We start from the raw sequence: 25,453 nt of genomic DNA, 5'->3' as shown, positions 1-25,453 counted from the left end.
TTCATGGGTAGTCCTGAAGACATTTTTCGCCTCATTAAAGCAACTGCGGGAATAGAGGAATCTAGAGGTAATCCTGATAAGGCGAAGCAGGCTCATCAGGAATGTGAGCCTTTGAATGCTGAGGAAGAAGCCCAAAGTCAAAACAACGCGGAAGAAGAGCAAACTGCATTTGCTGCTAATACTGATGAAATGCATGAGATCATGCAGAAGCTCAGAATGAATGGCCTGCAAGCTGAAATAGATAAAATCCGTGCTGAAATAGAGACCGTACAAGCGGCATCCCGAGGGACTGATATTGACAATCAGTTGAGGCGAGATATGGCTGACATGACGTTTAATTTCATGACATGGTGGTGTTCGTTTGTTGCGCTGATGTTCTTTATTTACCTTGCGTGCAATGACGGAAAACCACCTCCTGAAGCGATAATAGCATTGCTTGGCACGAGTACGATCAGCATCGTTGGGTTAGTTGGTTTTATTGTCAGTGGTTTATTTAAATCGCCAAAGAAAGAATGATATTGAGACTTTTATTTTGCACATTATGCTAATTAACTGAAGCCCTGGCTAACTGCCGGGGCTTTTGCATTTTGGAGGTGCCAATGTTTGAAGACCCAGAAAAACGGCTCATTCGCCTTCTTAATGAGAACACCGGGAAATTCACTATCGATGATAACGGCATGGTGGCTACCGACTTCAATCACCCGGACGTTCGCCGGGAGATGATGAGGCAGGGGCAGGCGACCTCGAAGATAGTATGTGTGGGGCAGATTTCAGTCGCTGGTGGTGAATTCCAACGGTAGGTGATCCACTGGTGACAATGACCTACCACACATCGTGACAACTACAGGCCCATGCATATGCGTGGGCTTTTTTATTGGAGAAAACCATGAAATTTGAAGAGTTATCGGAAGAGACGAAGAATTGCGCTCGTACTGCACTCTGTTCGTTATTGGTGAGGGACTGCCTTGAGGGTGCTGAGTCGGCCAAATCTGCTGGAGAGTATGTCGCTGCAGCGTTTATCGCCATGGAGCATCATGATGATGCCCCAGAAGTGTGTAACGATGGTAAAGTAGAGCGCGGGCAGAACTATGAAGAAGTTGAAAGGGATGCCGACCACGATGGTGGTTAGTATTCATTCAAGCCCGCTCAACGCTCTACTGTTGCTCATGTTTGTTTGCTGCAACCATCGCCGGTAAAGTGAACGCATATAGAAGGAAGGTTTCAACAAAATCCAGTAATTCTCTTGTTTCTGACTCGTTGAACTCGTCGTCTGTATGGGTCGATGTATTTCCATCTAGCCTGACTATCTTTGCCCACTGCGCCATTTCAGGTGTTATTTTTCCGCTTTCTCTGAGCTTAAAAATTCGCTTTGAAAGATCGTTGACATCAATTCCTTCAGAAACACCTAAGACTTTTGTAGAGAGGTCTAAGGTTTTTCTGGCTAACATGACACACGTTGAAAATCTTCCTCGATTGAAATTATCTTCAGATTCGGAATAAACAGCTTGAATGTTGGCGGGAACATGTTCAGGGCTAGATGGCGTGTTGGGCTTCGGGTAAATATTAACCACGCGAGGGTGCTCTTCACTTGTTGGGAAGATAGCGTGATCTCTTTGGGTGCTGTGCGCCCATTGGATATAGCTACCATAGTGCCTCATTAGATTATCATCAGGGATAACTTCAGCGACTGTTATCCCGTTACAATTCCTACATAAAAAAATGAGTGCTAATAGACGTTTTAATGTCAGACGAACTTCCGCTGAACAAGTCAGTGTTGGCGTCTCTCGTAAACAATGTGGACAAGCGACATCATGTAAGGTAATAACTCCCATGAAAAATTTAACTCCTATCATTAATGAAATTGAACAGGTTCTTTCGCAATCGCAGCGACCGGAAGATGCGTTGTTCCGCTTTTATCAAGTAGCTGATCAGGAAACCAGAAACTCCATAGTGGTATCAATGATCGGAAAGCTGATTGAGCAGAGTAGACGATTGAAAATTAGACCGCGAAACTTGTGACCCTATCACCGGCAGGGTATACGCCGCCAGACGGACTCTGGCACCCATTCAGGGCTGCACTTCGGTGTGGCCTTTTTTATTTCAGGCAAGGAAAAATTCATGAACAAGAAAAGGACGCGGTGTGCAATTAACGCACTGCTGCTGGTGGCCATTTTCTCCATGGCTGCATGTTCTGCTGTGTCGTTCACACATGCCAACGGTGCCAAGGGACAGAGCATCACCAATGCTGAGGTACTGAACCGTACCGGGTTTCTTGGAGACTAAACTCTCAGTGAAAGGAGACCCAAAATGAAATCACCATCCGCCAAACGCTATCCCCCTGAACTGCGTGAGCGCGCTGTCAGAATGTTGTTGGAACACCGTAATGAGTATGACTCTGAGCCGGATGCCATTCGTGCCATATCGTCAAAAATCGGGTGCCATTACGACACCTTACGAGCCTGGTTGCGCCAGCATAAAAATGATGCCAGTGGTGGTGTCAGCCCCGTCAACACTGATGATGGCGGACTGAGCACCAATGAGCGCCAGCGTTTAAAAGAACTGGAGCGTGAAAATCGGGAGCTACGCCGCAGCAATGATATATTGCGCCAGGCCTCAGCTTATTTTGCCCAGGCGGAGCTCGACCGCCACTGGAAAAAATAATGCCACTTATGCAGTGTCTGAGTGGTACACACGGGGTCGGGCCGGTATGTCGCGAACTGGATATTGCCCCGTCGACATATTACTGGCATCAGCAACGCCGGCTGTATCCTGAGAAATGTAGCCAACGAGAAAAGTGCGATGCTCAAATCAGCCAGGAGATAAAACGCGTTTACGAAGAAAATTACAGTGTCTATGGAGCACGAAAAGTCTGGCGTCAGTTGCTCCGCGAGGGCTTTAGCGTTGCCCGGTGTACTGTTGAACGCCTGATGAAAATAATAGGTCTTCGGGGCGTACTCCGTGGCAAAGTCATCAAGACCACGATCGGTCGCAAAACAGCGGCAGCAGCGGATCTGGTAAACCGCCAGTTCGTGGCAGAACGTCCCAATCAGCTTTGGTGTGCAGATTTTACGTACGTTAGCACCTGGCAGGGCTTCGCCTATGTGGCGTTCATAATCGATGTGTTCGCGGGCACGATCGTTGGCTGGCGGGTCTCATCGTCGATGGAAGCAAGGTTCGTGCTAGATGCTCTGGAACAAGCTCTGTGGGCACGTCGCCCCTCAGGTACAATCCATCACTCGGACAAGGGCTCCCAATACGTGTCACTGGCGTACACCCAGCGGCTGCAGGAGGCGGAGCTGTTGGCGTCGACAGGCAGCACAGGCGACTCTTACGATAATGCCCTGGCCGAGAGTATCAATGGCCTTTACAAAGCGGAAGTGATCCACCGTAAGAGCTGGAAAAACCACGCGGAAGTGGAGCTTGCGACACTGGCGTGGGTGGACTGGTTCAACAATAGAAGGTTACTGGAACGGCTAGGACACATACCGCCGGTAGAAGCTGAAAATGCCTATTATGCTTCCAGTACAAATAATGGTCTGGCAGCCTGAGCTTCCGGACTAAAAACTCTCCAAAAAAACCGGGGCGGTTCAGTACAGCCCAACAACACAGTGGTGATGACCTACCCGAACGGGGCTGCTTGTATCGATACCAACCCAGGCGAAAGCCAGACCTGTAAAGGGCAGTGATATGAAAACGCTGACGTTATGCCTGGTGTTATCGTGTTTACTGACCGGCTGCGTCTCTCAGCGCTACGTCGGCGTGCAAATCACTTCAACGTCGCCCATGAGCGTGACACGGGTATCGGTGAACGGTAACGCCGTGGTGATGTACCGGGTGGAGGAATAAAAAAAGCCCACAAGGAGACGTGGGCGGCACTCTACGAGGAAGAGCGCAATTGTTGCACGGAACGATTTCACAGTTCAAAAGGCAGTGTGTTTCTGTCAAGTACTTCAGGTGGCCTTTGAGAGGGCCATCCAAAATGCATAAACAAAACCATCAACGGATCCTGCCCGGTCACCCTGACCGTTATGGGTGAACGGTAATGCTGTGGTGATGTATCGGGTGGGGGAATAAAAGAAGCCCACAAGGGGTATTTGTGGGCTAAAGACTTCTCTGGAAGAACGCTTTTGTAGTTATACGCACGACACTTCTTAAAGCTGGGAATGGCAGGTGTGGAGAGTCAAGAAAAAAAGCCCGTCTGGGGACGGGCAGGAATGCCTCAAGGACGAGGCAAAGACGTTAATGCAATGCAGCTTAAGTATCGAAACGGGGGAGCGTGCGGGTCAAACATAATTGTTCTGTTTGGTGTGTGTGGCGAGGGTGTCAGCACAGCCACTGAAATTAAATGATGAGGTCTATATGGCACTTACAGATTATACCGTCGTCGTGGGTGATAACCCCGATGACCTGCAAACGAAGGTCGCTGAGAAGATTGCTGATGGTTATCAGCCTTTTGGTGCCCCGATTATTCAATGGGGCTCCTTCTCTATGGTGCAGGTGGTTGCCAAAGGCGATGGCGGCGGAGGTGGGGGTGGTGACGGAACGGTCACTATCGACAATATTACCGATGCTTCCGCGCCGGTGAAAACCATGCTGAAACAGCAGACCAATGAACAAATTTTGAGCACTATTGGTGCCGGTACTTCGAACCTCAAGATTGGGACTGCGGCAACCGATGCCAAGGCAGGGAACTATCAGCCAGCGACAGCTGATATTAGCGATGCATCCGATGTTGGGAAGCAGTTACTAAAAGCTGCAGATGCTGCGGCTGCGCGAACCGCTATTGGTGCAGGTGAGCCTTACACATTGCCAGCAGCAACGGCCAGTGCGGTTGGCGGGGTAAAAATGGCTGCTGCGATGGCTGATTTAACCGCGGCACCGACGCAGGCGGATTTTAACGGATTACTGGCAGCGCTACGGGCAGCTGGTCAGATTGCCACCTGAATCATCATGCCATTTGTTCCGGTAATAATGAGGGGAGAGACCCTATGCCCGACATACGAGAATTGCCGGCGACGCTGGCAAAGATAAGAAAGCAAATCCCGTTTGCGACCGCCCAGGCACTAACCTCTGTCGCCAGGCAAATAGCCGCGGCAGAAAAGGTGGGCATTGAGCGCTCCTTTGCCAATCCCACGCCGTTTACCGTGAACTCCGTTAAGTCTCGTGGTGCCCGTAAAGACAACCTGGTGGCCACGGTATCAGTCATGGATACCGCCGCCGAGTATCTGGACCCGTTCGAGTTCGGTGGGGTTCACAAGCTGAATGGTAAGGCGTTGCTGAACCCGAAGAACATCAAGCTGAATAAGTACGGCAACCTGCCACGCAACAAGCTGGCGCAGCTGAAGGCCAAGGATGATGTGTTTGTCGGGGAGGTTGGTAAGGCACGCGGCGTATTCAAGCGTTACAAGTACAAAAAGGCCAGGAAACGGGCGAAGCGCTCGCCGAACGGCACGCAGCGTGAGCGGCGCAAACAGCGCGCTCCCAAACTACTTATTCAGTACGGTGATGCTTTACCGGTGAAACAGCACCTGAATTATTTCGACCGCGCCAACAAGATGGCGGCGGCACTGATGCCGTCAGTGCTCAGCAAGGCTATCTCTGACGCGATGAAAACGGCGAAATAGCGCCGTGGCGATGCCCTTTTATTTGGTTAAGAAAAACACCATTGCATCTATCGAAAATGAAAGGTTGGAAAATAATGAAAGAAACGAAAAAACAAGAAAATACCGCAATATCTGAAAATACTGCGGCTGCTACAAAATTTAGCTCAGATTGGTTTAAAAAAATAACGAATGAATTAACAGGTCTACTTAATGGAGTAATTCCTTAATTTGCTTCTCAATAACCTTTTGGGATTCGACCGCTGATGTAGAGATGCCGTAAGCAATTTGATTTAAAACCAAAGATATGATTTCTTTGTTCGGAACATGATCTCCTAAAAGTTCTGCTGTTTTTCGAAATGAGTCAGCCATATTTTCTTTTTCTATCCCGTTGTTTTGGGCAACTAGCATTGATAGGTGGACAGTCGCTGCTTGTTGAGCAGCAAACAATGCGACGATTAACTCCAGTTGTTCTTTGGTCATTGTGTTTTTCCTTCCTTTATCTTGGCGTGTGACAGCTCCAAGATATCACTGGGAGCCTGCCCCGAGAAACACAGGCCAGTAACAGAAAGTGATCGCTCCGGTAAAGCGGGGGGCTTCTTTTTTCTGAACACCAAACGACCGTGGGGGGAGGGGCAGAAAAAAATGGGTCCTTCCTGGAGGGGTTTAATGTATGGGCATTGCGCGCGCGCAGTGTTTTTCTAGCTAAAAATTTTCAAAATTTGGGTAACAGGTAACATTTCGGTAAAACCGAAGTGATGGCTTATTCTTTGTTATTAAAAAATAATTTCGAAGAAAAAGTGTTACCCAAGACATTTTTTACGTTGTTACCTGGTTTCAGGGTAACAGTTTAGGTAACACACGGGGTAACAGCGAGAGGTAACAATGAATCAGTCAGATTTTGCGCGTCTCCACGGTGTCAGTCGCAAGACGATCACGATATGGAAAAGCAAGGGATGGGTGATCTTCTCAGGGGAAGATAACGATGCCATCGATAAGGTGTTCTTCAGCGAGGGGTGGCCGGGCGTTAAACCGGCGGTCGACACGCCACCGGTGGAAATTGACCTGTCCTCCATTGAGCTGGCCATCGCCAACGTACCGGGTACGAAAGGTTTCCTGCTGATGGCGCCGACCGAAAATATCACCCTGGACGTGGGGCAACTGCCCGTGCGGGGGGCGGTGACCTACACATGAGCAAATTCAGCGTTGACGATTACACCCACGCCTTGCAGGCGCTGATGCCTACCGGCTCCGCCTGGCCCCGCCGGCAAGATGCGGTTCAGACGGCCGTGTTGCGCGCTCTGGCACACGCTTATCAGCAAAGTGACGAGGACGCCCTGGCGCTGCTCGCCGGTGGATTTCCGGCGACGGCTACCCTGCTTTTACCCGAGTGGGAGCTGACGCTGGGATTGCCTGACCCGTGCATGAAAGGGCAGGAGGAAGACGAGGGGCAGCGCCGGCGTGCGGTACTGTCAAAATGGGGAGCGACCGGTGGACTGTCTAGGGATTACTTTATCTCTGTGGCCAGGGCGTTAGGTTTTACCATCACGATAACGGAATACCGGCCGCTGCGTGCCGGCATGTCTGGAGCCGGTCAGCCGCTGAATCATGGCGACTGGCCGTTTACCTGGGGCGTTACCGTCATCAGTCCCAAAATCACCGACGCCAACTACACCGATTACCAGCAGTTGGTCTGTACGTTGACCAAACAGTCGCCATCGGAAACGCTGGTGATATTCCTGCCTCAACCTTAACGCCCAATGATGAATACACAGCGTCTTAACTGACGAGGATGCACTATACAAAAAATTGGAGATACGACGCCGACGGCGGATAGTCAGGGTGAATTTACCGACGGCGACCCGCAGCAACAAATCCCGTGCACCTGGATAACGGCGCCCTGGCTGAATACCGTGCAGCGAGAAATTATCAAGGTGGTGGAAGGAGGGGGCCTGACGCTGGATCCCAACGATGACACCCAACTGTTCCAGGCCATCGAGACATTAATGGGAACCGCGGTAGGTGGTCTTGTGAAGACCGTCAATGGCCACGGTCCCGATGCGGCCGGCGATGTTGAATTGACGGCTGAGGATGTGAACGCCGTCAAAAAGACCGGCGACACAATGACGGGCCAATTGATTACGCCGTCCGTGGCAACCACTCCGGAGGCCATGCCAACCGGTGCCGGTGCGTATGCCGACCAATTGAGCACCCAGGCGCCATTCTTCCAGCCTAACTGGCAGTGGCCGGTGAACACCGGCGGAATATTTGTCCCCATCGCCAAGGGCACATCAACCCGCAAGGACAAGGGCTATCCGGGGGCAGTCAGTTTTGGTTACCTGATGCCTCCCAACGACGAACACCCGCACCCCACTATCCATGTGAAGGGCGACAGCAATGTGGATACTGCCTGGGACTTCAACCCCTATAGCGGCAAAATCAGCAGCAAGGCTGGCACGTTCGCTACTGAAGAGTGGGTAAATAATGCCGTCTAGACGTCAGCGATGAAGATTACACCACCTTCACCGGACAGCCCCGGAAGGCAAGACGCGCGGCAGCAAGGGAGACAAGCCAGCCTGGGTCGATATTCCGCCGTTATCGGTCGAGGAAGCCCGCCAGGGCATGGTATCAAGGAAATCGCGGTTACTGAGCGAAGCGGAAGACGTGATAAGGCCACTTGAACGCGCCGTGAAACTCGACATGGCCACGGACGAAGAAAAGGCCAAGTTGGACGCCTGGGAGCGCTACAGCGTGGAATTGAGCCGGATTGATGTCGATAATCCGGCGTGGCCGGATAAGCCAGAGTAACCCACATAGAAATGACCGCCAGCCCTGAGCTGGTTTTTTTACGTCCAAAAAGCGAAAGCCCCGAGTATTGGGGCTTGATTATAAATCAGCGGTAGATGTGGTAACCAATTAAAATACAACAATAGTGACTATTGTATAATAATATATTTATTATGGTTCTCCGGGGTGACTCACTGTAAAAAATGCCGCAATAGGGTTGTCGAGCGACATATTCGCTGTTGTTACTCCTACTCGCTGACTGCCTGCAAGATGAACTATGGATTCAATTCTCTTTTCTGGCAATTTTATTGAGTTAATAAAAGTCATATCTTCTAAAGTCAATGATATCAGCTCGTCAGAGTCTTGAGAATGTGTTGGATCAGGTGAGGCTATTAAATACAATAACTTACCTTCAAAATCAAATGCAGATGCGGTAAATCTACGAGGGTATGCAGGTGACTCCGCAACTAGTTTATTGTTGTTGTTTATATCAAAGGCATAAACTTTTGATGTTGAGCTAAAATCTGTTTCACTATCAGCAACACAGACTACGTATAGGATGTCTGTAATATTATCCGCGAAAATGGATGTTATGCTTGTGACTGGCGTGGTATTTATGTCAGGCATGTAAAACCCATCAACAAGCATATCATCTGTGTCGTCAATGTAAAATATGGCCTCCATTTTCTCCTGAAGCCCATTTGATATGAATACTCTACGCCTTTTGCTAATGGCTATGTCTTTGTTAGACAATCCCAGTGTGTTAAAATTATATGGAGTTAAATCTAGTTTTCTCTTGTATTCGTTTGTATTTCCATCAAATATGTAAAACCCACAAAAAATGGGTGAGTTATCTGCACAGCAATAAAGTTCATTATTATCAATGTCAAAATGAATAGCATTAATGATATTCCTGTTGACCAGCTCGTCTGGGACGAGCATCTGCTTTAATGGTGAGATTTCTGATATGCTAAGCTTGTCATATTCTAATAACGATAAGGTGCTCGGCCTGTCTACATGGAAGTAGCTAGAGTATGCTTCATTGGTATAACCGTGCTTAATACACATTGCAGCGATGCTTCCAGTTGTTTTAATGTTTTTTTCAAGCTTGTTACCACTATAGCCCACACTGATAGTTGATATATTGTTTTCTATGCCTTGTATATATACGCAATCTTGCTCTATGCAATATGCAATTATCTTAACTTGGCCGCCAGGGAAATTATCACTTGGTAGATATATTGGGTCGCTAATTTTGCTCATTTATCATTTCTCTCTAATTCTATTGATTGGTGAGTAAGGTATTGTTCTGGATTAATTATTAAATTAATAATTTAATCCTAAGCTTTTATAGTCATGTTAGATTGGAATTGTCAACCAAGAGGCTATGTTGCAGAGTGCAGAGGCTTCGATTATGGCAGGATATCGACAAGGTTTAACCTTATGTAATCAGTAAACTACGCATCAAAATCTGCTAATTAAGAAAAAGGCAAGATGTCATCCACATGTCTAAAAGAAAATCCCAAACCATAATCATGTCCTTGCATATGGGACTGCAGCCCCATTTCCGAACACATCCCTGCTTCTGGAGCTGCCTTTTTGGGTGGCGATGACGAAAGCCCCGACACAGGAAGCGCAACACTAACTAACTTTCGTCACTGCCATTGTTTGGCGGTAATGCCCGGCACTAAAAAGGCAGTGGCACATAGCGATAAAATTGCAGGGCATTACCATTGATTGGGTGGTGCAGCATCAGACTGACAACAAGGAACCGATGCCGCACCGTTACTCCCTTGAAGAGCAGGGCGAATATATGGATGGGAGATTTGGGGTGTCAATTGGGTAAGTGGTTTCTGGATGTTGCGATGAAATCAACAAAAAAGGGTGCATGGCACCCTTGTGAACGTTAAAATAATTAGGCTGCGAGCTTATCTTTTTTTCGCATTTCACTGTCAATGAACGATTGGATTTCTTGAATTCTATCGATGTATTGTATAGCTTGTTTCAAAAGCCTTATCTTTTGGCGTTCAATGAGTTGTCTCTGCATGATTAGCTCCTTTATGACTCCTGTTTGATATGATAGATTAAAAAAAATCCATCTGTGATAATCGTTCTGCGCCATCCTTAACGCTATGGCGGTCATCCTTGGTAATCCCCTCTGCAATCTGCTGCATTAGCGTGGTGGCCTGTTGTGCGTTGAGGATAACTCTTTCGTCTTCCCATAATCCTAAGTGCAGCAAGCTTTTTATGACCATAACAGCTTGTTCTGCAAGCTGCGCTATCTCATCAAAGGAGGGATTGAAATTTCGCAACTCATCTAATGCTTTGGTGTTTACGTGCTGGATAAACCAACCAGAAACCTCTCTGATCTTCCAATACAACTGGATTGCCATATCTTTGCTGGTTTCAACTGTTTCGCATACTTCGTTATCTTTCATGGCTACCAAATTTCACTTTATTATGAAAGTCATCAACGGTAAAGCAATGACATTGAACTATAGGTGCGCAAACAGTAATGATGGTAGATTTTCCCTGTCAATATCTTGATCAAGAAGATAGGAGGGGGCGCTGACACGCAGATGGTGAGGTGACGTTCACACTGCGTAGTTGGAGCCAGCGGCCGGCATTGTTGGGAGGCAACGCTTGGTGCGCAAGAGGTTAACGACTTGGCGCATTTGCCTTGCGAATTCACCGAACGTCGCCATTGTTTGGCGGTCACCTTCAGCCCACGATATGTGCCAACGCCCGTTAGCTGGTTAAGCTGAAGGTCACCATTGTTTGGGCGGCCGCTCATTTCAATGCGTGGGTATCCGCACGTCGGTAAAGATGATGAAAGATAACCCTCGCCCCTCTGGTTGAAATGAGCAGCCATTGGGTGGCGCAGTGTTACCAATCCTGTGAATAACGCTGCGCCGCGCTTGTGCAAGCGGCCGAAAAGTAAAAAAGGGAGTTGAGCGGTGTCAATAGGGTCGGCAACGTCTGGGCTGCAGGACCGGGTCGGGGCACGACGAATAAGAACCCTGCAGTTTGTCCAGACGTCACCATCGATGGGGTGGCAGCACCTGGTCGCCTTTATATCCGAACCCCGAGAAGAGTTACGTTAACCCAGGTGCCGCCATTGTTGGGTGACGACACTCCGCCCCATCACTTTTGCGCCTGTTCGGCGGCATGTTGCGGAGTTCGTCATTGGGTGGCGCGCCACTTGCTACAGGGAGGTAGGTGACGGCGCGCCGTGCTCGGGTGCGCTCGAGCAAACGAACGTTAAAAAAGGGAGTATTTGATTGTCAACGGAAGGGTTGCGGCACACTGCATGTTTTCACTGAATCTTCGGACTGCCAAAGGGTTCATCATGCGTGTGCCGCCATTGGGTGGCAACCAAAGCCCCTAAAGTGAACGCCTGCGGAGCGGACAGTATTGTTGGCCTTGGTCACCATTGGGTGGCGCGGCCTGAAAATCCTGGAGGGAAATGGCCGCGCCGTGTTCGCTGGTGGACGAACGGAGGGAATATATAAACGGGGTGTGATTGACGTCAATAGGGGGGAGGAATGCTTCGGTGTGGTGATGATTGTCTATGTAGCGCGGTAAGGGGATGGATGGGGAAAGGCGGACACTGGTTAATAAAAAACCACTATGCAACTATTTGATTTTATTGGTTGCCAATAAGTGGTTTTTGACAGGTTGCGAAACAGTGTTTTTATTTATTATCTCATTGATAATTAATGAAAATCACATGTAATCATTCACATTCCAGTTACGAAGCTCGACCGTCTGGTAGCCGAGTAAATGAACAAATTCCTGTACCAGGATTGGGTGTATGTCTTCAATGCCAACGCCGGGCGCCAGCGCGCTGACCTGCGTCATCTGCATGCCGGCGTAACCGCAAGGGTTGATGCGTTGGAAGGGGCTGAGATCCATCGCCACATTCAGGGCCAGGCCGTGGAATGAGCTGCCTTTGCGGATCCGCAAACCCAACGAACAGATTTTCTGCTCCCCCACGTACACGCCGGGCGCATCCGGACGGGCGCGCGATGCGAGGCGGAAGTGGGCGAGGGTGTTGATAACCGTATCTTCTATCGCCGTGACCAATTGGCGTACGCCGACCTTGTTGCGCTTCAGATCGACCATCACGTACATCACCTGCTGGCCCGGCCCGTGGTAGGTCACCTGGCCGCCGCGATCGCTCTGGACAACCGGGATATCGCCGGGCATCAGCACGTGTTCGGCTTTGCCGGCCTGGCCCTGGGTGAATACCGGGTGATGCTGCACCAGCCACAGCTCGTCCGGCGTAGTCTCGGTACGACTGTCGGTGAAGTTATGCATGGCTTGGGATACAGGCGCGTAGGGCTGCAACCCCAGCTGACGCAAAATGATCTTGTCTGGTTGCAAAAGAGTCATCGTCAGGTTACAGAAGTGGTAAAGCCATTATACCGGGCGCTCCGGCTGGCGGCCAGCCTTTCGCTGACCAAAAATGCGCAACCCGGGAAGACGCTGCGCCATCCCGGGTTGATAAGCAGGGGTTTATGCTGGAATTACAGCACCATGCGAACAATTTCAATGTTGCCCAACTCTTCGTACAGGGTTTCGACCTGCTCGATGTGAGTGGCGTTGATGGTGATGGAAACCGAGTGGTAGTTGCCTTTGCTGCTCGGCTTAACCTGCGGGTTGTAATCGCCCGGCGCATGGCGCTGCACCACTTCAACTACCTGGTCAACCAGCTCAGGCTGCGCCAGGCCCATCACCTTGTAGGTAAACGAGCAAGGGAATTCGAGCAGTTCGTTCAGTTTAGTTTTTTGCATGTGCGTGCGCTCCAGAGTGCTAGCTAATCTATAAATTATAACTCCCGCCGGGGCGGGAGTTAATGTTATTCAGTATATGGGGGCAATTTCGCCCGTTTCAACCGTTAACCGAACCAGTGGTGGAACATCAGTTTGATATAGTCCACGATGCGGCTGAAGAAACCGCCTTCTTTCACTTCGTTCATTACCACCAGCGGACGCTGGTCGATGGTTTTGCCGTCCAGCTGGAAGTTGATGCTGCCCACCACCTGGTTTTTCGCCAGCGGCGCGTGAATTTCCGGCGTGTTCAGCACATAGCTGGCCTTCAGATCTTTCATGCGGCCGCGCGGGATGGTCAGGTAGACGTCTTTATCCACGCCCAGCTCAACGCGGTCGGCATCGCCGAACCAGACCGGCTCGGAGGCGAACTCTTTACCGACTTTCAGCGGTGCCACGGTTTCGAAGAAGCGGAAGCCCCAGGTCAGCAGTTTCTTGCTCTCGGCTTCGCGGCCTTTGTAGGTGCGGCCGCCCATCACGGCGGAGATCAGACGCATCTGGCCTTCGGTCGCCGAAGCCACCAGGTTGTAACCCGCTGCGTCGGTATGACCGGTTTTGATGCCGTCGACGTTCAGGCTGTTATCCCACAGCAGACCATTACGGTTCATCTGGCGGATATTGTTGAAGGTGAACTCTTTTTCTTTATAGATCGCGTACTCTTCCGGCACGTCGCGGATCAGCGCCTGGCCGATCAGCGCCATGTCGCGCGCCGAACTGTACTGGCCCTGGGCATCCAGGCCGTGTACCGTCTGGAAGTGAGTGTTCTGCAGGCCCAGTTTGCTGACGTAGGTGTTCATCAGGTTAACGAATGCGTCCTGGCTGCCGGCGACGTAGTCGGCCATCGCCACGCAGGCGTCGTTACCGGACTGCAGGTTGATGCCGCGGGTCAGTTTGGAGACCGGCACGCGATCGCCCGGCTTCAGGAACATCAGCGAGGAGCCTTTGAACACCGGGTTGCCGGTCGCCCAGGCGTCCTGGCCGACGGTCACCAGATCGTCCTGGCCGATTTTACCCGCTTTCAGCGCCTGGCCGATGACGTAGCTGGTCATCATTTTGGTCAGGCTGGCCGGATCGCGACGCGCATCGGCGTTCATCTCGGCCAGCACCTTGCCGGAGTTGTAATCAATCAGGATGTACGCTTCCGCATCGATCTGCGGGACACCTGGGATCATGGTTTTGATGTTAACGTCATCGGCGTGCGCAACGGAGGCTGCGCTCATTGCGATAACGGTGCCGAGGGCGATGCTTTTGATTAAGCGAAAAGAAGTTACTTGTTTCATGATCGGGACTACAACATCCGTGAAAGTAAAGTTAAAAAACGAGCCACACTATAGCAGATGCGATCCCGGCAGGCATTACCCATTCATCTGACTAATTGCGGTTAGTGCCCTTTTAGCTGCAAGAAAATGTTTCAGCTAAATAACCGCTTATCGGCCGTGAATGCCCGCCGGGCTTAACGCTCAGGGTGCAGCAGTAACGAAAGACTGTTGTTGCGCTTCGCTCGCCAGGCGTTGCTGCAGCTGAGCCGCCTGCTGACGGCTGCTGAACGGGCCGAGCTGAACGCGATAAACGTTGCCGTTGGCCGCTACTTTGCCCGGGACGCCAAACTGTTGGCTCAGGCTCTGTTGCCAGCTCTGGGCGCGTTCGGCGCTGCTCAGCGCGCCGACCTGCACCACGTAGCCGCCGGAAGAGGCGGCGGCAGCCGTACCGACAGCCGCTGCGCCGGCCGCGACCGGTGCGGCCACCGCTGCGACTTCAGGTTCGGAACCTTCCAGCACGCCGGCCGGTAATGCGCTTGGCGCGCCGAGGAAACCGCTGCGGCCGTTGGCGGCATTGCCGCCGGCAGCAGGGGCGCTGTTGTCGTCGGTGCGCAGGGTGCTGTTATCGATCGGGCGCACCGCCGCGCCGCTGGCGACCGGCACGTCCTGTTGAATGGGGGTGCCCATGCCGCTAGAGCCGAGATCCGGGCGCGCCGGCAGGGCGTAGCTCTGTTTCGCCACGATGGTGCCGATGGTGCCGGGGCCGCTCAGCGTGCCATCCGGCGCCACATTGATGAAATCGACTTTGACCTTGGTGTTGTTAGACAGGTTGAGGCGATCGGCGGCGGCTTTCGACAGATCGATGATGCGGCCCTTGGTGTATGGCCCGCGATCGTTGACGCGCACCACCAGCTGACGGCCGTTGGCCAGGTTGGTGACGCGCACATAGCTTGGGATCGGCAGCGTTGGGTGCGCCGCCGTCAGGCCGTTGGGGTCAAACTGCTCGCCCAGCGCTGTGGTGTTGCCGTTGGCCTCTTCGCCATACCAGGCCGCCAGGCCGGTCTGAGAGAAGTTCTGCGGATCTTTTACGATGCGGTAAGTATCGCCATTAACCTTATAATCCTGCATGTTATTAGGGTTATAGGGTTCATATTGAGGCTCGACGCCGCCGATTTCCACCACCGGGCCGTTGTACGGCTGCGGAGGGGCTTGCTGTTCCGTGGTCGGGGCGGTACAGGCGGAGAGCAACACCGCCGCGACGCCGATCCAAAGCCATTCCTTACGCATTACTCACCTCTTATAAACTTTTAGACAGCATTTTCCGATGCGTGTGGATCGACATGATGATGCCGAAACCGGCCATCAACACTATCAGCGCCGAACCCCCGTAACTGACCAGAGGCAAAGGTACGCCAACTACCGGCAAAATGCCACTGACCATACCGATGTTAACAAAGACATAAACGAACAAAATCAGCATCAAGCCGCCGACCATCACGCGGCCGAAGGTGGTTTGCGCCTTGGCGGCGATCATCAGCCCGCGAATGATCACCAGCAGGTAGAGCGCCAGCAGCACCAACACCCCGATCAGTCCCAGCTCTTCGGCCAACACGGCGAAGATAAAGTCGGTATGGCGCTCCGGCAGGAACTCCAGCTGCGACTGGGTGCCGTGCAGCCAGCCCTTGCCGGACAGGCCGCCGGAGCCGATAGCGATCTTGGATTGAATGATGTGATAACCGGCGCCGAGCGGATCGCTTTCCGGATCGAGCAGCATCATCACGCGGTCGCGTTGATAACCGTGCATCAGGAAGAACCACAGCACCGGGATAAAGGCCGCCAGCGCGACGGCGGCGACGGCGATCAGCTTCCAGCTCATGCCCGACAGGAACAGCACGAACAGGCCGGAGGCGGCGATCAGGATTGAGGTGCCGAGATCCGGCTGCGCGGCCACCAGCAGCGTCGGCAGGAAGATCAGCACCAGCGCGATGGCGGTGTTTTTCAGCGAAGGCGGGCAAACGTCGCGGTTCATAAAGCGCGCCACCATCAGCGGCACGGCGATCTTGGCGATTTCCGACGGCTGGAAGCGCACCACGCCGAGATCCAGCCAGCGCTGCGCGCCTTTACTGATCTGGCCGAAGGCGTCCACCAGGATCAGCAAAATCACGCAGAAAATATACAGATAGGGCGCCCAGCTTTCGTAGACGCGCGGCGGGATTTGCGCCATGACGGCCATCACGATCAGCCCCATGACGATCTGCCCGATCTTGCGCTCCATCATGCCGATGTCCTGGCCGCTGGCGCTCCACATCACGAAGGCGCTGTAGACCAGCAGGGCCAGGATCAGCAGCAGGAACGTCGGATCGATGTGGATTTTGGTCCAGATCGAGCCTTTTTGTTGGCTTTCAGTCATGTTCTACCTTAGTCACCTTCTACGCCAGGCGGCAGCGGGGCCTCGCTTGGCAATTGCGTATTGTTGTCGCCCAGCAGAATATGGTCGAGGATCTGGCGGGTGATGGTGCCCACCGCCGGACCGGAGCCGCCGTTTTCCAGAATGATGGCGACCGACACCGTCGGGTTGTTGAACGGCGCGAAGGCGGTCATCAGCTTGTGATCGCGCAGGTGCTCCGCCAGTTTGTGGGCGTTGTAGGTTTCGTAGCCGAATACCTGTGCGGTACCCGATTTCGCCGCGGCTTTATAAGGTGCGTCCGCAAAGTACTTGCGCGCCGTCCCGTTCGGACGGTTGGCCACACCATACATGCCGTCTTTGGCGATTTCCCAGAAGCCGGAGTGAATATCGCCGATTTGCGTGCTCTCTTCCTGTTTGAACGGCACCAGCGCGCCGTTGACGCGGGTGCTCTGCAGCAGGTGCGGCGTTTTGACGGTGCCGTCGTTGATCAGGGTGTTCAGCGCTTTGGCCATCTGGATCGGCGTGGCGGTCCAGTAACCTTGGCCGATGCCCACCGGAATGGTGTCGCCCTGATACCACGGCTTTTTATAGCGTTTCAGCTTCCACTCGCGCGTCGGCATCAGGCCGGATCGTTCTTCGGACAGATCGATGCCGGTGTACTGGCCGTAACCGAATTTGGTCAGCCAGCTCGACAGCCGATCGATCCCCATGTCATAGGCGACCTGATAGAAGTAGGTATCCGCGGATTCTTCCAGCGCTTTGGTGACGTTCAGGCGGCCGTGGCCCCATTTTTTCCAGTCGCGGAAGCGTTTTTCCGAGCCGGGCAGTTGCCACCAGCCGGGATCGAACACCACGGTGTTTTTGGTGATCACCCCGGCGCTCAGCGCCGACACCGCGATGTAAGGCTTCACCGTTGACGCGGGCGGATAGACCCCCTGCGTAGCGCGGTTGATCAGTGGGCGATTCGGATCGTTCAGCAGGCCCTGATAGTCCTTGCTGGAAATGCCGTCCACGAACAGGTTCGGGTCGTAACTCGGGTTGGACACCATCGCCAGGATGGCGCCGGTGCGCGGATCGCTCACCACCACCGCGGCGCGGCTGCCGACCAGCAGCTGCTCGATATAGCGCTGCAGATCAAGATCGAGCGTCAGGTAAACGTCCTGACCGGCGGAAGGCGGTTGCTCGTGCAATTGGCGGATCACCCGGCCGCGGTTGTTGACCTCGACCTCTTCATAGCCTGTTTTGCCGTGCAGCGTGTCTTCGTAATAGCGTTCGATGCCCAGCTTGCCGATATCGTGGGTGGCGGCGTAGTTGGCCAGCTTGCCGTCTTTGTCCAAACGTTCGACGTCGCGGTCGTTGATCTTCGACACATAGCCGGTGACGTGGGTGAGGGCGGAACCATAGGGGTAGTAGCGGCGTTGATAGCCTTTCACTTCCACGCCGGGGAAGCGGAACTGATTGACCGCAAAGCGGGCGACCTGCACCTCGGTTAGCGCGGTTTTCACCGGAATGGAGACGAAACGGCGTGAGCGCTTACGCTCTTTTTCGAAATTGGCGATGTCGTCGTCGGTCAGATCGACCACCGTGCGCAGCGCCTGTAGCGTGGCTTTGAGATCGTCGACCTTCTCCGGCATCAGCTCCAGCTGATAAATGGTGCGGTTGAGCGCCAGCGGGGTGCCGTTGCGATCGTAGATAATGCCTCGGCTGGGCGCGATGGGCACCAGCTTGATGCGGTTTTCGTTGGAGCGGGTGCGGTAATCCTCGACGCGGACCACTTGCAGATTATACAGGTTGGCGATCAGGATGCCGGACAGCACCAGGATGACCAGGAACGCCACCAGGGCGCGGCGTACAAACAGGGCGGATTCAGCCGTATAGTCGCGAAAAGGGTTACGTTCTATTTTCATCCCGCTGCTTTATTTCACTCTGTCACGGTCACCACCGGCTATTCCCGGTGGTAAGGATGATTTGTTGTAATACTCCAGGCGCGGTAGAGGCTTTCGGCCACCAGGACGCGCACCAAAGGATGCGGCAGCGTCAACGGAGAAAGCGACCAGCTCTGCTCGGCAGCGGCTTTGCAGGCGGGCGCCAGCCCTTCCGGGCCACCGATCAGCAAGCTGACGTTGCGGCCATCCTGCTTCCAGCGCTCAAGCTGCTGCGCCAGCTGCGGCGTTTCCCACGGCGTGCCTGGGATATCCAGCGTAACGATGCGGTTGCCTTTGCCCACCGCCGCCAGCATCTGTTCGCCTTCCTTGTCCAGAATGCGCTTGATGTCGGCGTTTTTGCCGCGTTTGCCCGCCGGGATCTCGGTCAGCTCAAACGGCATATCTTTGGGAAAGCGGTGCAGGTAATCCATAAAGCCGGTTTGCACCCAGTCTGGCATTTTGGTGCCGACCGCCACCAATTGCAGTTTCACCGCTTAGCTCCAGAGTTTTTCCAGCTCGTACAGGCGACGGCTTTCTTCCTGCATCACGTGCACGATCACTTCGCCCAGATCGACCACGATCCAGTCGGAGGCTTCCTGGCCTTTCATGCCGTACAGCTCCATGCCCGCGGCGCGGGATTCCTGCACCACGTGGCTGGCGATCGACATCACGTGGCGCGTCGAGGTGCCGGTGCAGATGATCATGCAATCGGTGATGCTGGATTTGCCCTGAACGTCCAGAGCGATAATGTCTTGGCCTTTCAGATCATCGATTTTATCGATGACGAAATCTTGGAGCGCTTTACCTTGCAAAGGTTCCCCCTCGGGTGTGTTCTGTTCAGTCGGCTGCGGCGGGCAAAATGCGCGCGCCGCGGCGTAACCGGATAATGGTTTCGGCAGGCTGCCGCTGAAAGCCAGCTAACTGGTGACTGCCCGGCCAGCTAAGGTTTCCGGGGTTTTCAGCGGATACCTGAAAAATAGCGGCGCAGTATATCACGCACCTTTCGCTAGCGATATAAACCCTGCAACTCGATATAGCGCTGCACCGGGCGCGGCAGCAGGTCGTCGCAGTTGAGGCCCTGATGGCGACGCTGGCGGATCTCGGTGGCGGAAATTTCCAGCTCCGGCGTATCGGCCAAATAGATGTGGCCGTGCGGGCGACGGCTGAGCAGCGCCGGGTCGGCGGTGCGATGGCGTTCCAGCCACTGCTGCAGTTCCGGCGTGTCCATGCGATCGTTATAGCCCGGGCGCGCCAGCACCAGCAGGTGGCAGACGTCCAACAGCGCCTGCCAGCGGTGCCACTTATGCAGCGTCAGCAGCGAGTCCTGGCCAATAATAAACGCCAGCGGCTGGGCGGCGCCACGCTCTTTACGAATCGTTTCCAACGTCTCGATGGTGTAGGAGGGAGTCGTGCGGTGCAGTTCGCGATCGTCGACCGCAAACAGCGGATTGCCGGCGATCGCCAGCTCGACCATCTTCAGGCGCTGCTGCGCATTGGCCTCCGGCTGCGGGCGGTGCGGCGGCACGTGGTTAGGCAGCAGCGTGACGCGATTCAGACCCACTTCGGCGGCCAGCGCCTCCACCGGCCGCAGGTGGCCGTAGTGGATCGGGTCAAAGGTGCCGCCGAACAGCGCGTGCAATACGGTGGGGTGTTCCGGATTAGTGGGCATCGCTAAAACTCGTGGCCAGGGGTTTGCCGCACAGCAGCATCGACAGGGTTTCCAGTTCCGGCCAGACCGACTGACCATAGTCCTGCTTGAGCGTCAGCTCGATTTGCGTCAGCAACTGCACCGCCTGCTGCAGCTGGGGGCCGGACAGGCGTTGCAACGCCTGGGTCACCAGCGGGCGGCGGTTCTGCCAGACCTTATGCTGGTCGAACAGCGTGCGCAGCGGCGCGGAAGCCATGCGGCGCTGCAGCGTCAGCAACAGCAGCAGTTCGCGCTGCAGGGTGCGCAGCAGGATCACCGGCTCGACATCCTCTTGCTGCAGCTGCTGCAAGATATGCCAGGCGCGCTTGCTCTTGCCGGCCAGCAAGGCGTCCAGCCAGTGGAACGGCGTGAAGTGGGCGGCGTCGTTCACCGCATGCTCGACGCGCGGCAGGGTGAGCTTGCCGTCCGGGTGCAGCAGCGACAGCCGCTCCAATGCTTGCGACAGCGCCAGCAGGTTGCCTTCGTAGCAGTAGCACAGCAACTGGTTGGCGGCGTCGTCCAACTCCAGCTTCATCGCCTTGGCGCGTGCGGCGACCCAGCGCGGCAGCTGCGCCTGTTCCGGCGTCTGGCAGCTGACGAGAGCGCCGTGCGGGCTGAGCGCCTTGAACCAGGCGCTGTTTTCCTGCGCTTTGGTGAGGCGCGGGCCGCGCAGGATCAGCAGAATATCCTCGTGCAGCAGCGTGGCCAGCTTGGTCAGCTGTTCGCCGATCGGCGCCGTCGGGCCGTTTTCCGGGAAGATCAGCAGCAGCGTTTGGCGGCTGGCGAACAGGCTCATCGCCTGGCAGATGCCGAAGATGGCGTCCCAGTCGGTATGGGCGTCGAGGGAAATGCTGTAGTGCTCGCTGAACTGCTGCTGTTGCGCAGCCTGCCGGAGCAGATCCTGGCTTTCCTGCAGCAGCAGCGGTTCATTGCCGCTCAATAAATAACAAGCGCGCAGCCCCTCTCGGAGCTGCGCGGCAAGTTGTTCCGGATAAATACGGATCATTGTGCGGTTTGGCTTGCCGCTCGTTCGCCGGCGGCAGCGGCTTTTTGCCGGTTTTCTTCTTCCGCCGCATGCACGGTCAGCAGTTTGCGCACCAGCTGTTGCGCCGCCTGCTCACGCATTTCCTGGCGAATGATCTCCTGCTCGGAGTCTTTGGCCAGCGCGGTCAGCGGGTTGTCGAAGAACGAACGGAACACTTTCACCGACAGCGGATACAGGTCGTGGCCCGGGAGCAGCACCTGCGCCTGCACGGTCAGCACCAGCTGGTACTCGGCGGTTTTACCGTCCTGGAAGATCGAGGCGGTATCCTGGCTTTCCGTCGCGCCGATGATGCGCAGGGAAGGCACGTCTTTACGCTTCGGATCGCTGACGATGGTCACGTCGTTCAGACGCAACTGCTCACGCACCGCGCGCGTCAACGGACCATAAGGGTCGGCGCTGTCGAGGATCAGCGTTTTCATTTCATTAGGCACCTGCGTGGTGCCACGCAGGTGAAAACCGCAGCCGGCGGTGACCAGCACCGCCAACCCCAGCAACAGCGTCAGAATACGTTGTCGCACAACTCCTCCTTGTGTTAACCCACAACCAGGTTAAGCAGTTTGCCCGGAACGTAGATCACTTTACGAATCGTGACGCCGTCCAGATATTTAGCCACCAGATGCTCTTCGGCAGCGCGCGCGCGCACTTGCTCTTCGGTCGCATCGGCAGATACGGTGATTTTAGCGCGAACCTTGCCGTTCACCTGCACCACCACCAGCTTGGAGTCCTCGACCATCGCCTGCTCGTCGGCAACCGGCCATGGCGCGGTGTCCACGTCGCCTTCGCCACCCAACGCCTGCCACAGGGTGAAGCACACGTGCGGGGTGAACGGATACAGCATGCGAACCACGGCCAGCAGCGCTTCCTGCAGCAGCGCGCGATCCTGCTCGCTCTCCTGCGGCGCGCGGGCCAGCTTGTTCATCAGCTCCATCACGGCGGCGATCGCGGTGTTGAAGGTCTGACGGCGGCCGATATCGTCGGTCACCTTAGCGATGGTTTTGTGCAGATCGCGGCGCAGCGCTTTCTGATCTTCGTTCAGCGCCGCCACGTCCAGCGGCTGCACCGCGCCTTTTTCCACGTGATCGTAGGCCAGTTTCCACACGCGTTTCAGGAAGCGGTTAGCCCCTTCCACGCCGGATTCCTGCCACTCCAGCGTCATTTCTGCCGGTGAAGCGAACATCATGAACAGACGCACGGTGTCCGCGCCGTATTTTTCCACCATCTCCTGCGGGTCGATGCCGTTGTTCTTCGACTTCGACATTTTGCTCATGCCAGCATAGACCAGTTCACGGCCTTGCGGATCGGTGGCTTTAATGATGCGGCCTTTGTCGTCGCGCTCGACGGTGGCGTCAACCGGGGATACCCAGACGCGTTCGCCGCTGTTGCCGGTGTAGTAGAAGGCGTCGGCCAGCACCATGCCCTGACACAGCAGGCGCTTGGCCGGCTCGTCGGAATCCACCAGGCCCGCATCGCGCATCAGCTTGTGGAAGAAGCGGAAGTACATCAGGTGCATGATGGCGTGTTCGATGCCGCCGATATATTGATCGACCGGCAGCCAGTAGTTGGCGGCGGCCGGATCCAGCATGCCCTGGTCATACTGCGGGCAGGTGTAGCGCGCGTAGTACCAGGAAGACTCCATAAAGGTGTCGAAAGTGTCGGTTTCGCGCAGCGCCGGCTGGCCGTCGACGGTGGTCTTCGCCCACTCAGGGTCGGCCTTGATCGGGCTGGTGATGCCGTCCATGACCACGTCTTCCGGCAGGATCACCGGCAGTTGGTCTTCCGGCGTCGGCATCACGGTGCCGTCTTCCAGCGTCACCATCGGGATTGGCGCGCCCCAGTAACGCTGGCGGGAAACGCCCCAGTCGCGCAGACGGTAGTTGACCTTGCGTTGGCCGACGCCTTTGGCGACCAGTTTGTCGGCGATGGCGTTGAAGCCGGCTTCATTGTCCAGACCGTCGAACTCGCCGGAGTTGAACAGCGCGCCTTTGTCGGTCATCGCTTCGGCGCTTACGTCAGGCTGGCTGCCGTCGAGGTTCAGGATCACCGGTTTGATCGGCAAATCATATTTGGTGGCGAATTCCCAGTCGCGCTGGTCGTGCGCCGGTACCGCCATCACGGCGCCGGTGCCGTATTCCATCAGCACGAAGTTGGCGACCCACACCGGCAGCTTCTCGCCGCTCAGCGGGTGGACAACGAACAGGCCGGTCGGCATGCCTTTCTTCTCCATCGTCGCCATTTCGGCTTCGGCAACTTTGGTGTTGCGGCATTCGTCGATGAACTCGGTCAGCGCCGGATTGTTGCGCGCGCCCTGTTGCGCCAGCGGGTGGCCCGCGGCGACCGCCACGTAGGTGGCGCCCATGAAGGTGTCCGGGCGGGTGGTGTAAACCGTCAACTTCTCTTCGCTGTCCGCCACGTCGAAGGTGATTTCCACGCCTTCGGAGCGGCCAATCCAGTTGCGCTGCATGGTTTTCACCTGCTCCGGCCAGCTTTCCAGCGTGTCCAGATCGTTCAGCAGCTGATCGGCGTAAGCGGTGATTTTGATGAACCACTGCGGGATCTCTTTACGCTCGACCTTGGTGTCGCAGCGCCAGCAGCAGCCGTCGATAACCTGTTCGTTGGCCAGCACGGTCAGATCGTGCGGACACCAGTTCACCGCCGAAGTCTTCTTGTAGACCAGGCCTTTTTCATACAGTTTGGTGAAGAACCACTGTTCCCAGCGATAGTATTCCGGCTGGCAGGTGGCGATTTCGCGATCCCAGTCGTAGCCGAAGCCCAGCAGTTTCAACTGGTTCTTCATGTATTCGATGTTGTCGTAGGTCCACGGGGCCGGCGCGGTGTTGTTTTTCACCGCCGCGCCTTCCGCCGGCAGGCCGAACGCATCCCAGCCGATCGGCTGCAGTACGTTTTTGCCCAGCATGCGCTGATAGCGCGAGATCACGTCGCCGATAGTGTAGTTACGAACGTGGCCCATGTGCAGTCGGCCGGACGGGTAAGGCAGCATGGATAGGCAGTAGTACTTTTCCTTGCTGTCGTCTTCGGTAACTTTGAAAGTCTGCTTCTCTTGCCAGTGAAGCTGTACGTTCGATTCTATGTCTTCTGGACGGTATTGCTCTTGCATGGCGGCCGGTGGTCCTGTAGGTGTAAACCGTTGCCCCGGTCAGAGGCAACGCAATGAACATTTAGTATTCGTAGATCCGCATAGCATAGCTGATAAGACCTCCCGGCAACAACTCCAGCGCCTGACTCGGCGCATTTAAAAAAAACGCCGTCATGACGCGGCTCACAACCTGCGGATCCCGCGTCTTGCCAAGTGGCATCAGTCATTTACGGCTAAAATAAGAACAAGTAGCTTAGGGGGGATCCCTACAGCCAAGTCCGGCGCAGCGTTTATCGAGGAGAGTCTATGAACAAGGTTGCTCAGTATTACCGCGAATTGGTGGCATCGTTGAGCGAACGCCTGAAAAACGGCGAACGCGATATCGATGAACTGGTGGCCAGCGCGGAGCGGCGCTTGAACGAGGCCGAAGATTTGACCCGCGACGAAGTGCGGCAGGTGACGCAGGCGGTGCGGCGCGATCTGGAAGAGTTCGCGCGCAGCTATCAGGAGAGCCGGGACGAGTTTACCGACAGCGTGTTTATGCGCGTGATCAAAGAGAGCCTGTGGCAGGAACTGGCGGATATCACCGACAAAACCCAGCTGGAGTGGCGCGAGGTGTTCAAGGATGTCAGCCACCACGGCGTTTACCACAGCGGTGAAGTGGTGGGGCTGGGCAACCTGGTGTGCGAGCAGTGTCACTACCATCTGGCGTTTTACACGCCGGAGGTGCTGCCGCTCTGCCCGAAATGCGGTCACGACCAGTTCCAGCGCCGGCCGTTTGAACCGTGATGACGTTCCCCGGCAGGGCGGGGAACGC

At 54.8% G+C, this 25,453-nt stretch carries 30 protein-coding genes, 1 pseudogene and 1 other annotated feature; of the genes and pseudogenes, 14 read left to right on the top strand and 17 right to left on the bottom strand.

Annotation, left to right across the window (positions count from 1 at the left end; all coding sequences use genetic code 11):
• Positions 1-3 precede the first annotated feature (3 nt).
• From ACMGGK_RS18000 to ACMGGK_RS17990, 3 genes are all read left to right on the top strand, one after another.
• A complete protein-coding gene (locus tag ACMGGK_RS18000; RefSeq protein ID WP_420277099.1) occupies positions 4-516 on the top strand; it encodes a hypothetical protein in 513 nt (170 codons plus the stop codon).
• Between the two features lie 83 nt (positions 517-599).
• Positions 600-800, top strand: coding sequence for a hypothetical protein (locus ACMGGK_RS17995; protein ID WP_420277098.1), 201 nt, complete (start codon positions 600-602; stop codon positions 798-800).
• 86 nt (positions 801-886) lie between these two features.
• On the top strand, positions 887-1,129 hold the full coding sequence (locus tag ACMGGK_RS17990; RefSeq protein ID WP_420277097.1) for a hypothetical protein: 243 nt from the start codon (positions 887-889) through the stop codon (positions 1,127-1,129).
• 25 nt (positions 1,130-1,154) lie between these two features.
• Here the strand turns inward: ACMGGK_RS17990 and ACMGGK_RS17985 are convergent, their stop codons facing one another.
• Positions 1,155-1,832: a DUF4145 domain-containing protein gene (locus ACMGGK_RS17985; protein WP_420277096.1), complete on the bottom strand. Its 678-nt coding sequence runs from the start codon at positions 1,830-1,832 to the stop codon at positions 1,155-1,157.
• 286 nt (positions 1,833-2,118) lie between these two features.
• Between ACMGGK_RS17985 and ACMGGK_RS17980 the strand changes: the two genes are divergently transcribed.
• The 6 genes from ACMGGK_RS17980 to ACMGGK_RS17955 all read left to right on the top strand — a co-directional run bounded on the left by ACMGGK_RS17980 (position 2,119) and on the right by ACMGGK_RS17955 (position 5,830).
• Complete coding sequence (locus ACMGGK_RS17980) at positions 2,119-2,283, top strand: hypothetical protein (protein ID WP_420277095.1); 165 nt, start codon at positions 2,119-2,121, stop codon at positions 2,281-2,283.
• Between the two features lie 24 nt (positions 2,284-2,307).
• Positions 2,308-3,548, top strand: a protein-coding gene (locus ACMGGK_RS17975) for an IS3 family transposase (protein WP_420276929.1) whose coding sequence is annotated in 2 segments (ribosomal slippage) — positions 2,308-2,623 and positions 2,623-3,548 — 1,242 coding nt in all. Because the reading frame shifts where the segments join, the coding sequence is not laid out codon by codon here.
• Positions 2,616-2,732: a sequence feature (AL1L pseudoknot), on the top strand. (Overlaps the previous gene by 117 nt.)
• Before the next feature lie 139 nt (positions 3,549-3,687).
• A complete protein-coding gene (locus ACMGGK_RS17970) occupies positions 3,688-3,846 on the top strand; it encodes a hypothetical protein (RefSeq protein ID WP_420277094.1) in 159 nt (52 codons plus the stop codon).
• Positions 3,847-4,359: 513 nt separating this feature from the next.
• On the top strand, positions 4,360-4,944 hold the full coding sequence (locus ACMGGK_RS17965; RefSeq protein ID WP_420277093.1) for a head fiber protein: 585 nt from the start codon (positions 4,360-4,362) through the stop codon (positions 4,942-4,944).
• Positions 4,945-4,988: 44 nt separating this feature from the next.
• Positions 4,989-5,624, top strand: coding sequence for a hypothetical protein (locus tag ACMGGK_RS17960; RefSeq protein WP_420277092.1), 636 nt, complete (start codon positions 4,989-4,991; stop codon positions 5,622-5,624).
• Positions 5,625-5,698: 74 nt separating this feature from the next.
• Positions 5,699-5,830 carry a hypothetical protein gene (locus ACMGGK_RS17955; RefSeq protein ID WP_420277091.1) on the top strand — a complete coding sequence of 44 codons (132 nt, stop codon included), beginning with the start codon at positions 5,699-5,701 and terminating at the stop codon, positions 5,828-5,830.
• Here the strand turns inward: ACMGGK_RS17955 and ACMGGK_RS17950 are convergent.
• The gene (locus ACMGGK_RS17950; RefSeq protein WP_420277090.1) at positions 5,811-6,083 is read right to left on the bottom strand and encodes a hypothetical protein; all 273 of its coding nucleotides are present in this window, start codon (positions 6,081-6,083) and stop codon (positions 5,811-5,813) included. The two genes, ACMGGK_RS17955 and ACMGGK_RS17950, sit on opposite strands and share 20 nt — an antisense overlap.
• Before the next feature lie 402 nt (positions 6,084-6,485).
• On the opposite strand from ACMGGK_RS17950, the gene ACMGGK_RS17945 reads away from it, so the two are divergent.
• The 4 genes and pseudogenes from ACMGGK_RS17945 to ACMGGK_RS17930 all read left to right on the top strand — a co-directional run.
• Positions 6,486-6,794: a hypothetical protein gene (locus ACMGGK_RS17945; protein ID WP_420277089.1), complete on the top strand. Its 309-nt coding sequence runs from the start codon at positions 6,486-6,488 to the stop codon at positions 6,792-6,794.
• Positions 6,791-7,354, top strand: coding sequence for a YmfQ family protein (locus ACMGGK_RS17940; protein ID WP_420277088.1), 564 nt, complete (start codon positions 6,791-6,793; stop codon positions 7,352-7,354). The genes ACMGGK_RS17945 and ACMGGK_RS17940 overlap by 4 nt, the downstream gene beginning before the upstream one ends.
• 159 nt (positions 7,355-7,513) lie before the next feature.
• Entirely contained in the window at positions 7,514-8,095 is a 582-nt protein-coding gene (locus ACMGGK_RS17935) for a hypothetical protein (protein WP_420277087.1), read from the top strand.
• Between the two features lie 46 nt (positions 8,096-8,141).
• Positions 8,142-8,408 (top strand): annotated as a pseudogene (locus tag ACMGGK_RS17930) (tail fiber assembly protein); the annotation flags it as partial.
• A gap of 150 nt (positions 8,409-8,558) precedes the next feature.
• On the opposite strand, the gene ACMGGK_RS17925 reads toward ACMGGK_RS17930, so the two are convergent.
• From ACMGGK_RS17925 to leuS, 15 genes are all read right to left on the bottom strand, one after another.
• Entirely contained in the window at positions 8,559-9,650 is a 1,092-nt protein-coding gene (locus tag ACMGGK_RS17925; RefSeq protein WP_420277086.1) for a hypothetical protein, read from the bottom strand.
• A 652-nt stretch (positions 9,651-10,302) separates the two neighbouring features.
• Positions 10,303-10,434, bottom strand: a complete 132-nt coding sequence (locus ACMGGK_RS17920) for a hypothetical protein (protein WP_420278092.1) — start codon at positions 10,432-10,434, stop codon at positions 10,303-10,305.
• A 37-nt stretch (positions 10,435-10,471) separates the two neighbouring features.
• Complete coding sequence (locus tag ACMGGK_RS17915) at positions 10,472-10,825, bottom strand: hypothetical protein (RefSeq protein WP_420277085.1); 354 nt, start codon at positions 10,823-10,825, stop codon at positions 10,472-10,474.
• Positions 10,826-12,113: 1,288 nt separating this feature from the next.
• Entirely contained in the window at positions 12,114-12,782 is a 669-nt protein-coding gene (lipB, locus tag ACMGGK_RS17910; RefSeq protein ID WP_420277084.1) for a lipoyl(octanoyl) transferase LipB, read from the bottom strand.
• A gap of 134 nt (positions 12,783-12,916) precedes the next feature.
• A complete protein-coding gene (gene ybeD, locus ACMGGK_RS17905) occupies positions 12,917-13,183 on the bottom strand; it encodes a DUF493 family protein YbeD (protein ID WP_004940012.1) in 267 nt (88 codons plus the stop codon).
• A 104-nt stretch (positions 13,184-13,287) separates the two neighbouring features.
• Positions 13,288-14,499, bottom strand: a complete 1,212-nt coding sequence (gene dacA / locus ACMGGK_RS17900) for a D-alanyl-D-alanine carboxypeptidase DacA (protein WP_004940010.1) — start codon at positions 14,497-14,499, stop codon at positions 13,288-13,290.
• Between the two features lie 180 nt (positions 14,500-14,679).
• Complete coding sequence (rlpA, locus tag ACMGGK_RS17895; protein WP_079449582.1) at positions 14,680-15,765, bottom strand: endolytic peptidoglycan transglycosylase RlpA; 1,086 nt, start codon at positions 15,763-15,765, stop codon at positions 14,680-14,682.
• A 10-nt stretch (positions 15,766-15,775) separates the two neighbouring features.
• Positions 15,776-16,888: a peptidoglycan glycosyltransferase MrdB gene (gene mrdB / locus ACMGGK_RS17890; RefSeq protein ID WP_004940006.1), complete on the bottom strand. Its 1,113-nt coding sequence runs from the start codon at positions 16,886-16,888 to the stop codon at positions 15,776-15,778.
• 8 nt (positions 16,889-16,896) lie between these two features.
• Positions 16,897-18,792 (bottom strand): peptidoglycan DD-transpeptidase MrdA, encoded by a 1,896-nt coding sequence (mrdA, locus tag ACMGGK_RS17885; protein WP_016928775.1) that lies wholly within the window; start codon positions 18,790-18,792, stop codon positions 16,897-16,899.
• Positions 18,793-18,830: 38 nt separating this feature from the next.
• Entirely contained in the window at positions 18,831-19,301 is a 471-nt protein-coding gene (gene rlmH, locus ACMGGK_RS17880) for a 23S rRNA (pseudouridine(1915)-N(3))-methyltransferase RlmH (protein WP_004940002.1), read from the bottom strand.
• Positions 19,302-19,304: 3 nt separating this feature from the next.
• Positions 19,305-19,622, bottom strand: coding sequence for a ribosome silencing factor (gene rsfS, locus ACMGGK_RS17875; protein WP_016928774.1), 318 nt, complete (start codon positions 19,620-19,622; stop codon positions 19,305-19,307).
• 194 nt (positions 19,623-19,816) lie between these two features.
• Entirely contained in the window at positions 19,817-20,479 is a 663-nt protein-coding gene (gene nadD / locus ACMGGK_RS17870; RefSeq protein WP_015376938.1) for a nicotinate-nucleotide adenylyltransferase, read from the bottom strand.
• Positions 20,469-21,503, bottom strand: coding sequence for a DNA polymerase III subunit delta (gene holA / locus ACMGGK_RS17865; RefSeq protein ID WP_420277083.1), 1,035 nt, complete (start codon positions 21,501-21,503; stop codon positions 20,469-20,471). Before holA ends, nadD begins: the two co-directional genes overlap by 11 nt.
• The gene (gene lptE, locus ACMGGK_RS17860) at positions 21,500-22,060 is read right to left on the bottom strand and encodes an LPS assembly lipoprotein LptE (RefSeq protein ID WP_016928771.1); all 561 of its coding nucleotides are present in this window, start codon (positions 22,058-22,060) and stop codon (positions 21,500-21,502) included. The genes holA and lptE overlap by 4 nt, the downstream gene beginning before the upstream one ends.
• Positions 22,061-22,074: 14 nt before the next feature.
• Positions 22,075-24,657 carry a leucine--tRNA ligase gene (gene leuS / locus ACMGGK_RS17855; protein ID WP_033641093.1) on the bottom strand — a complete coding sequence of 861 codons (2,583 nt, stop codon included), beginning with the start codon at positions 24,655-24,657 and terminating at the stop codon, positions 22,075-22,077.
• Between the two features lie 285 nt (positions 24,658-24,942).
• Between leuS and ACMGGK_RS17850 the strand changes: the two genes are divergently transcribed.
• The gene (locus ACMGGK_RS17850; protein ID WP_004939988.1) at positions 24,943-25,425 is read left to right on the top strand and encodes a zinc ribbon-containing protein; all 483 of its coding nucleotides are present in this window, start codon (positions 24,943-24,945) and stop codon (positions 25,423-25,425) included.
• Positions 25,426-25,453: the final 28 nt, after the last annotated feature.

Source organism: Serratia sp. BNK-33-b, from assembly GCF_048684565.1.
GTDB classification, from domain to species: Bacteria; Pseudomonadota; Gammaproteobacteria; order Enterobacterales; family Enterobacteriaceae; genus Serratia; species Serratia marcescens.
Note: the sequence above shows the minus strand (reverse complement) of the source record. Positions and strands in the feature narration are given on the sequence as shown.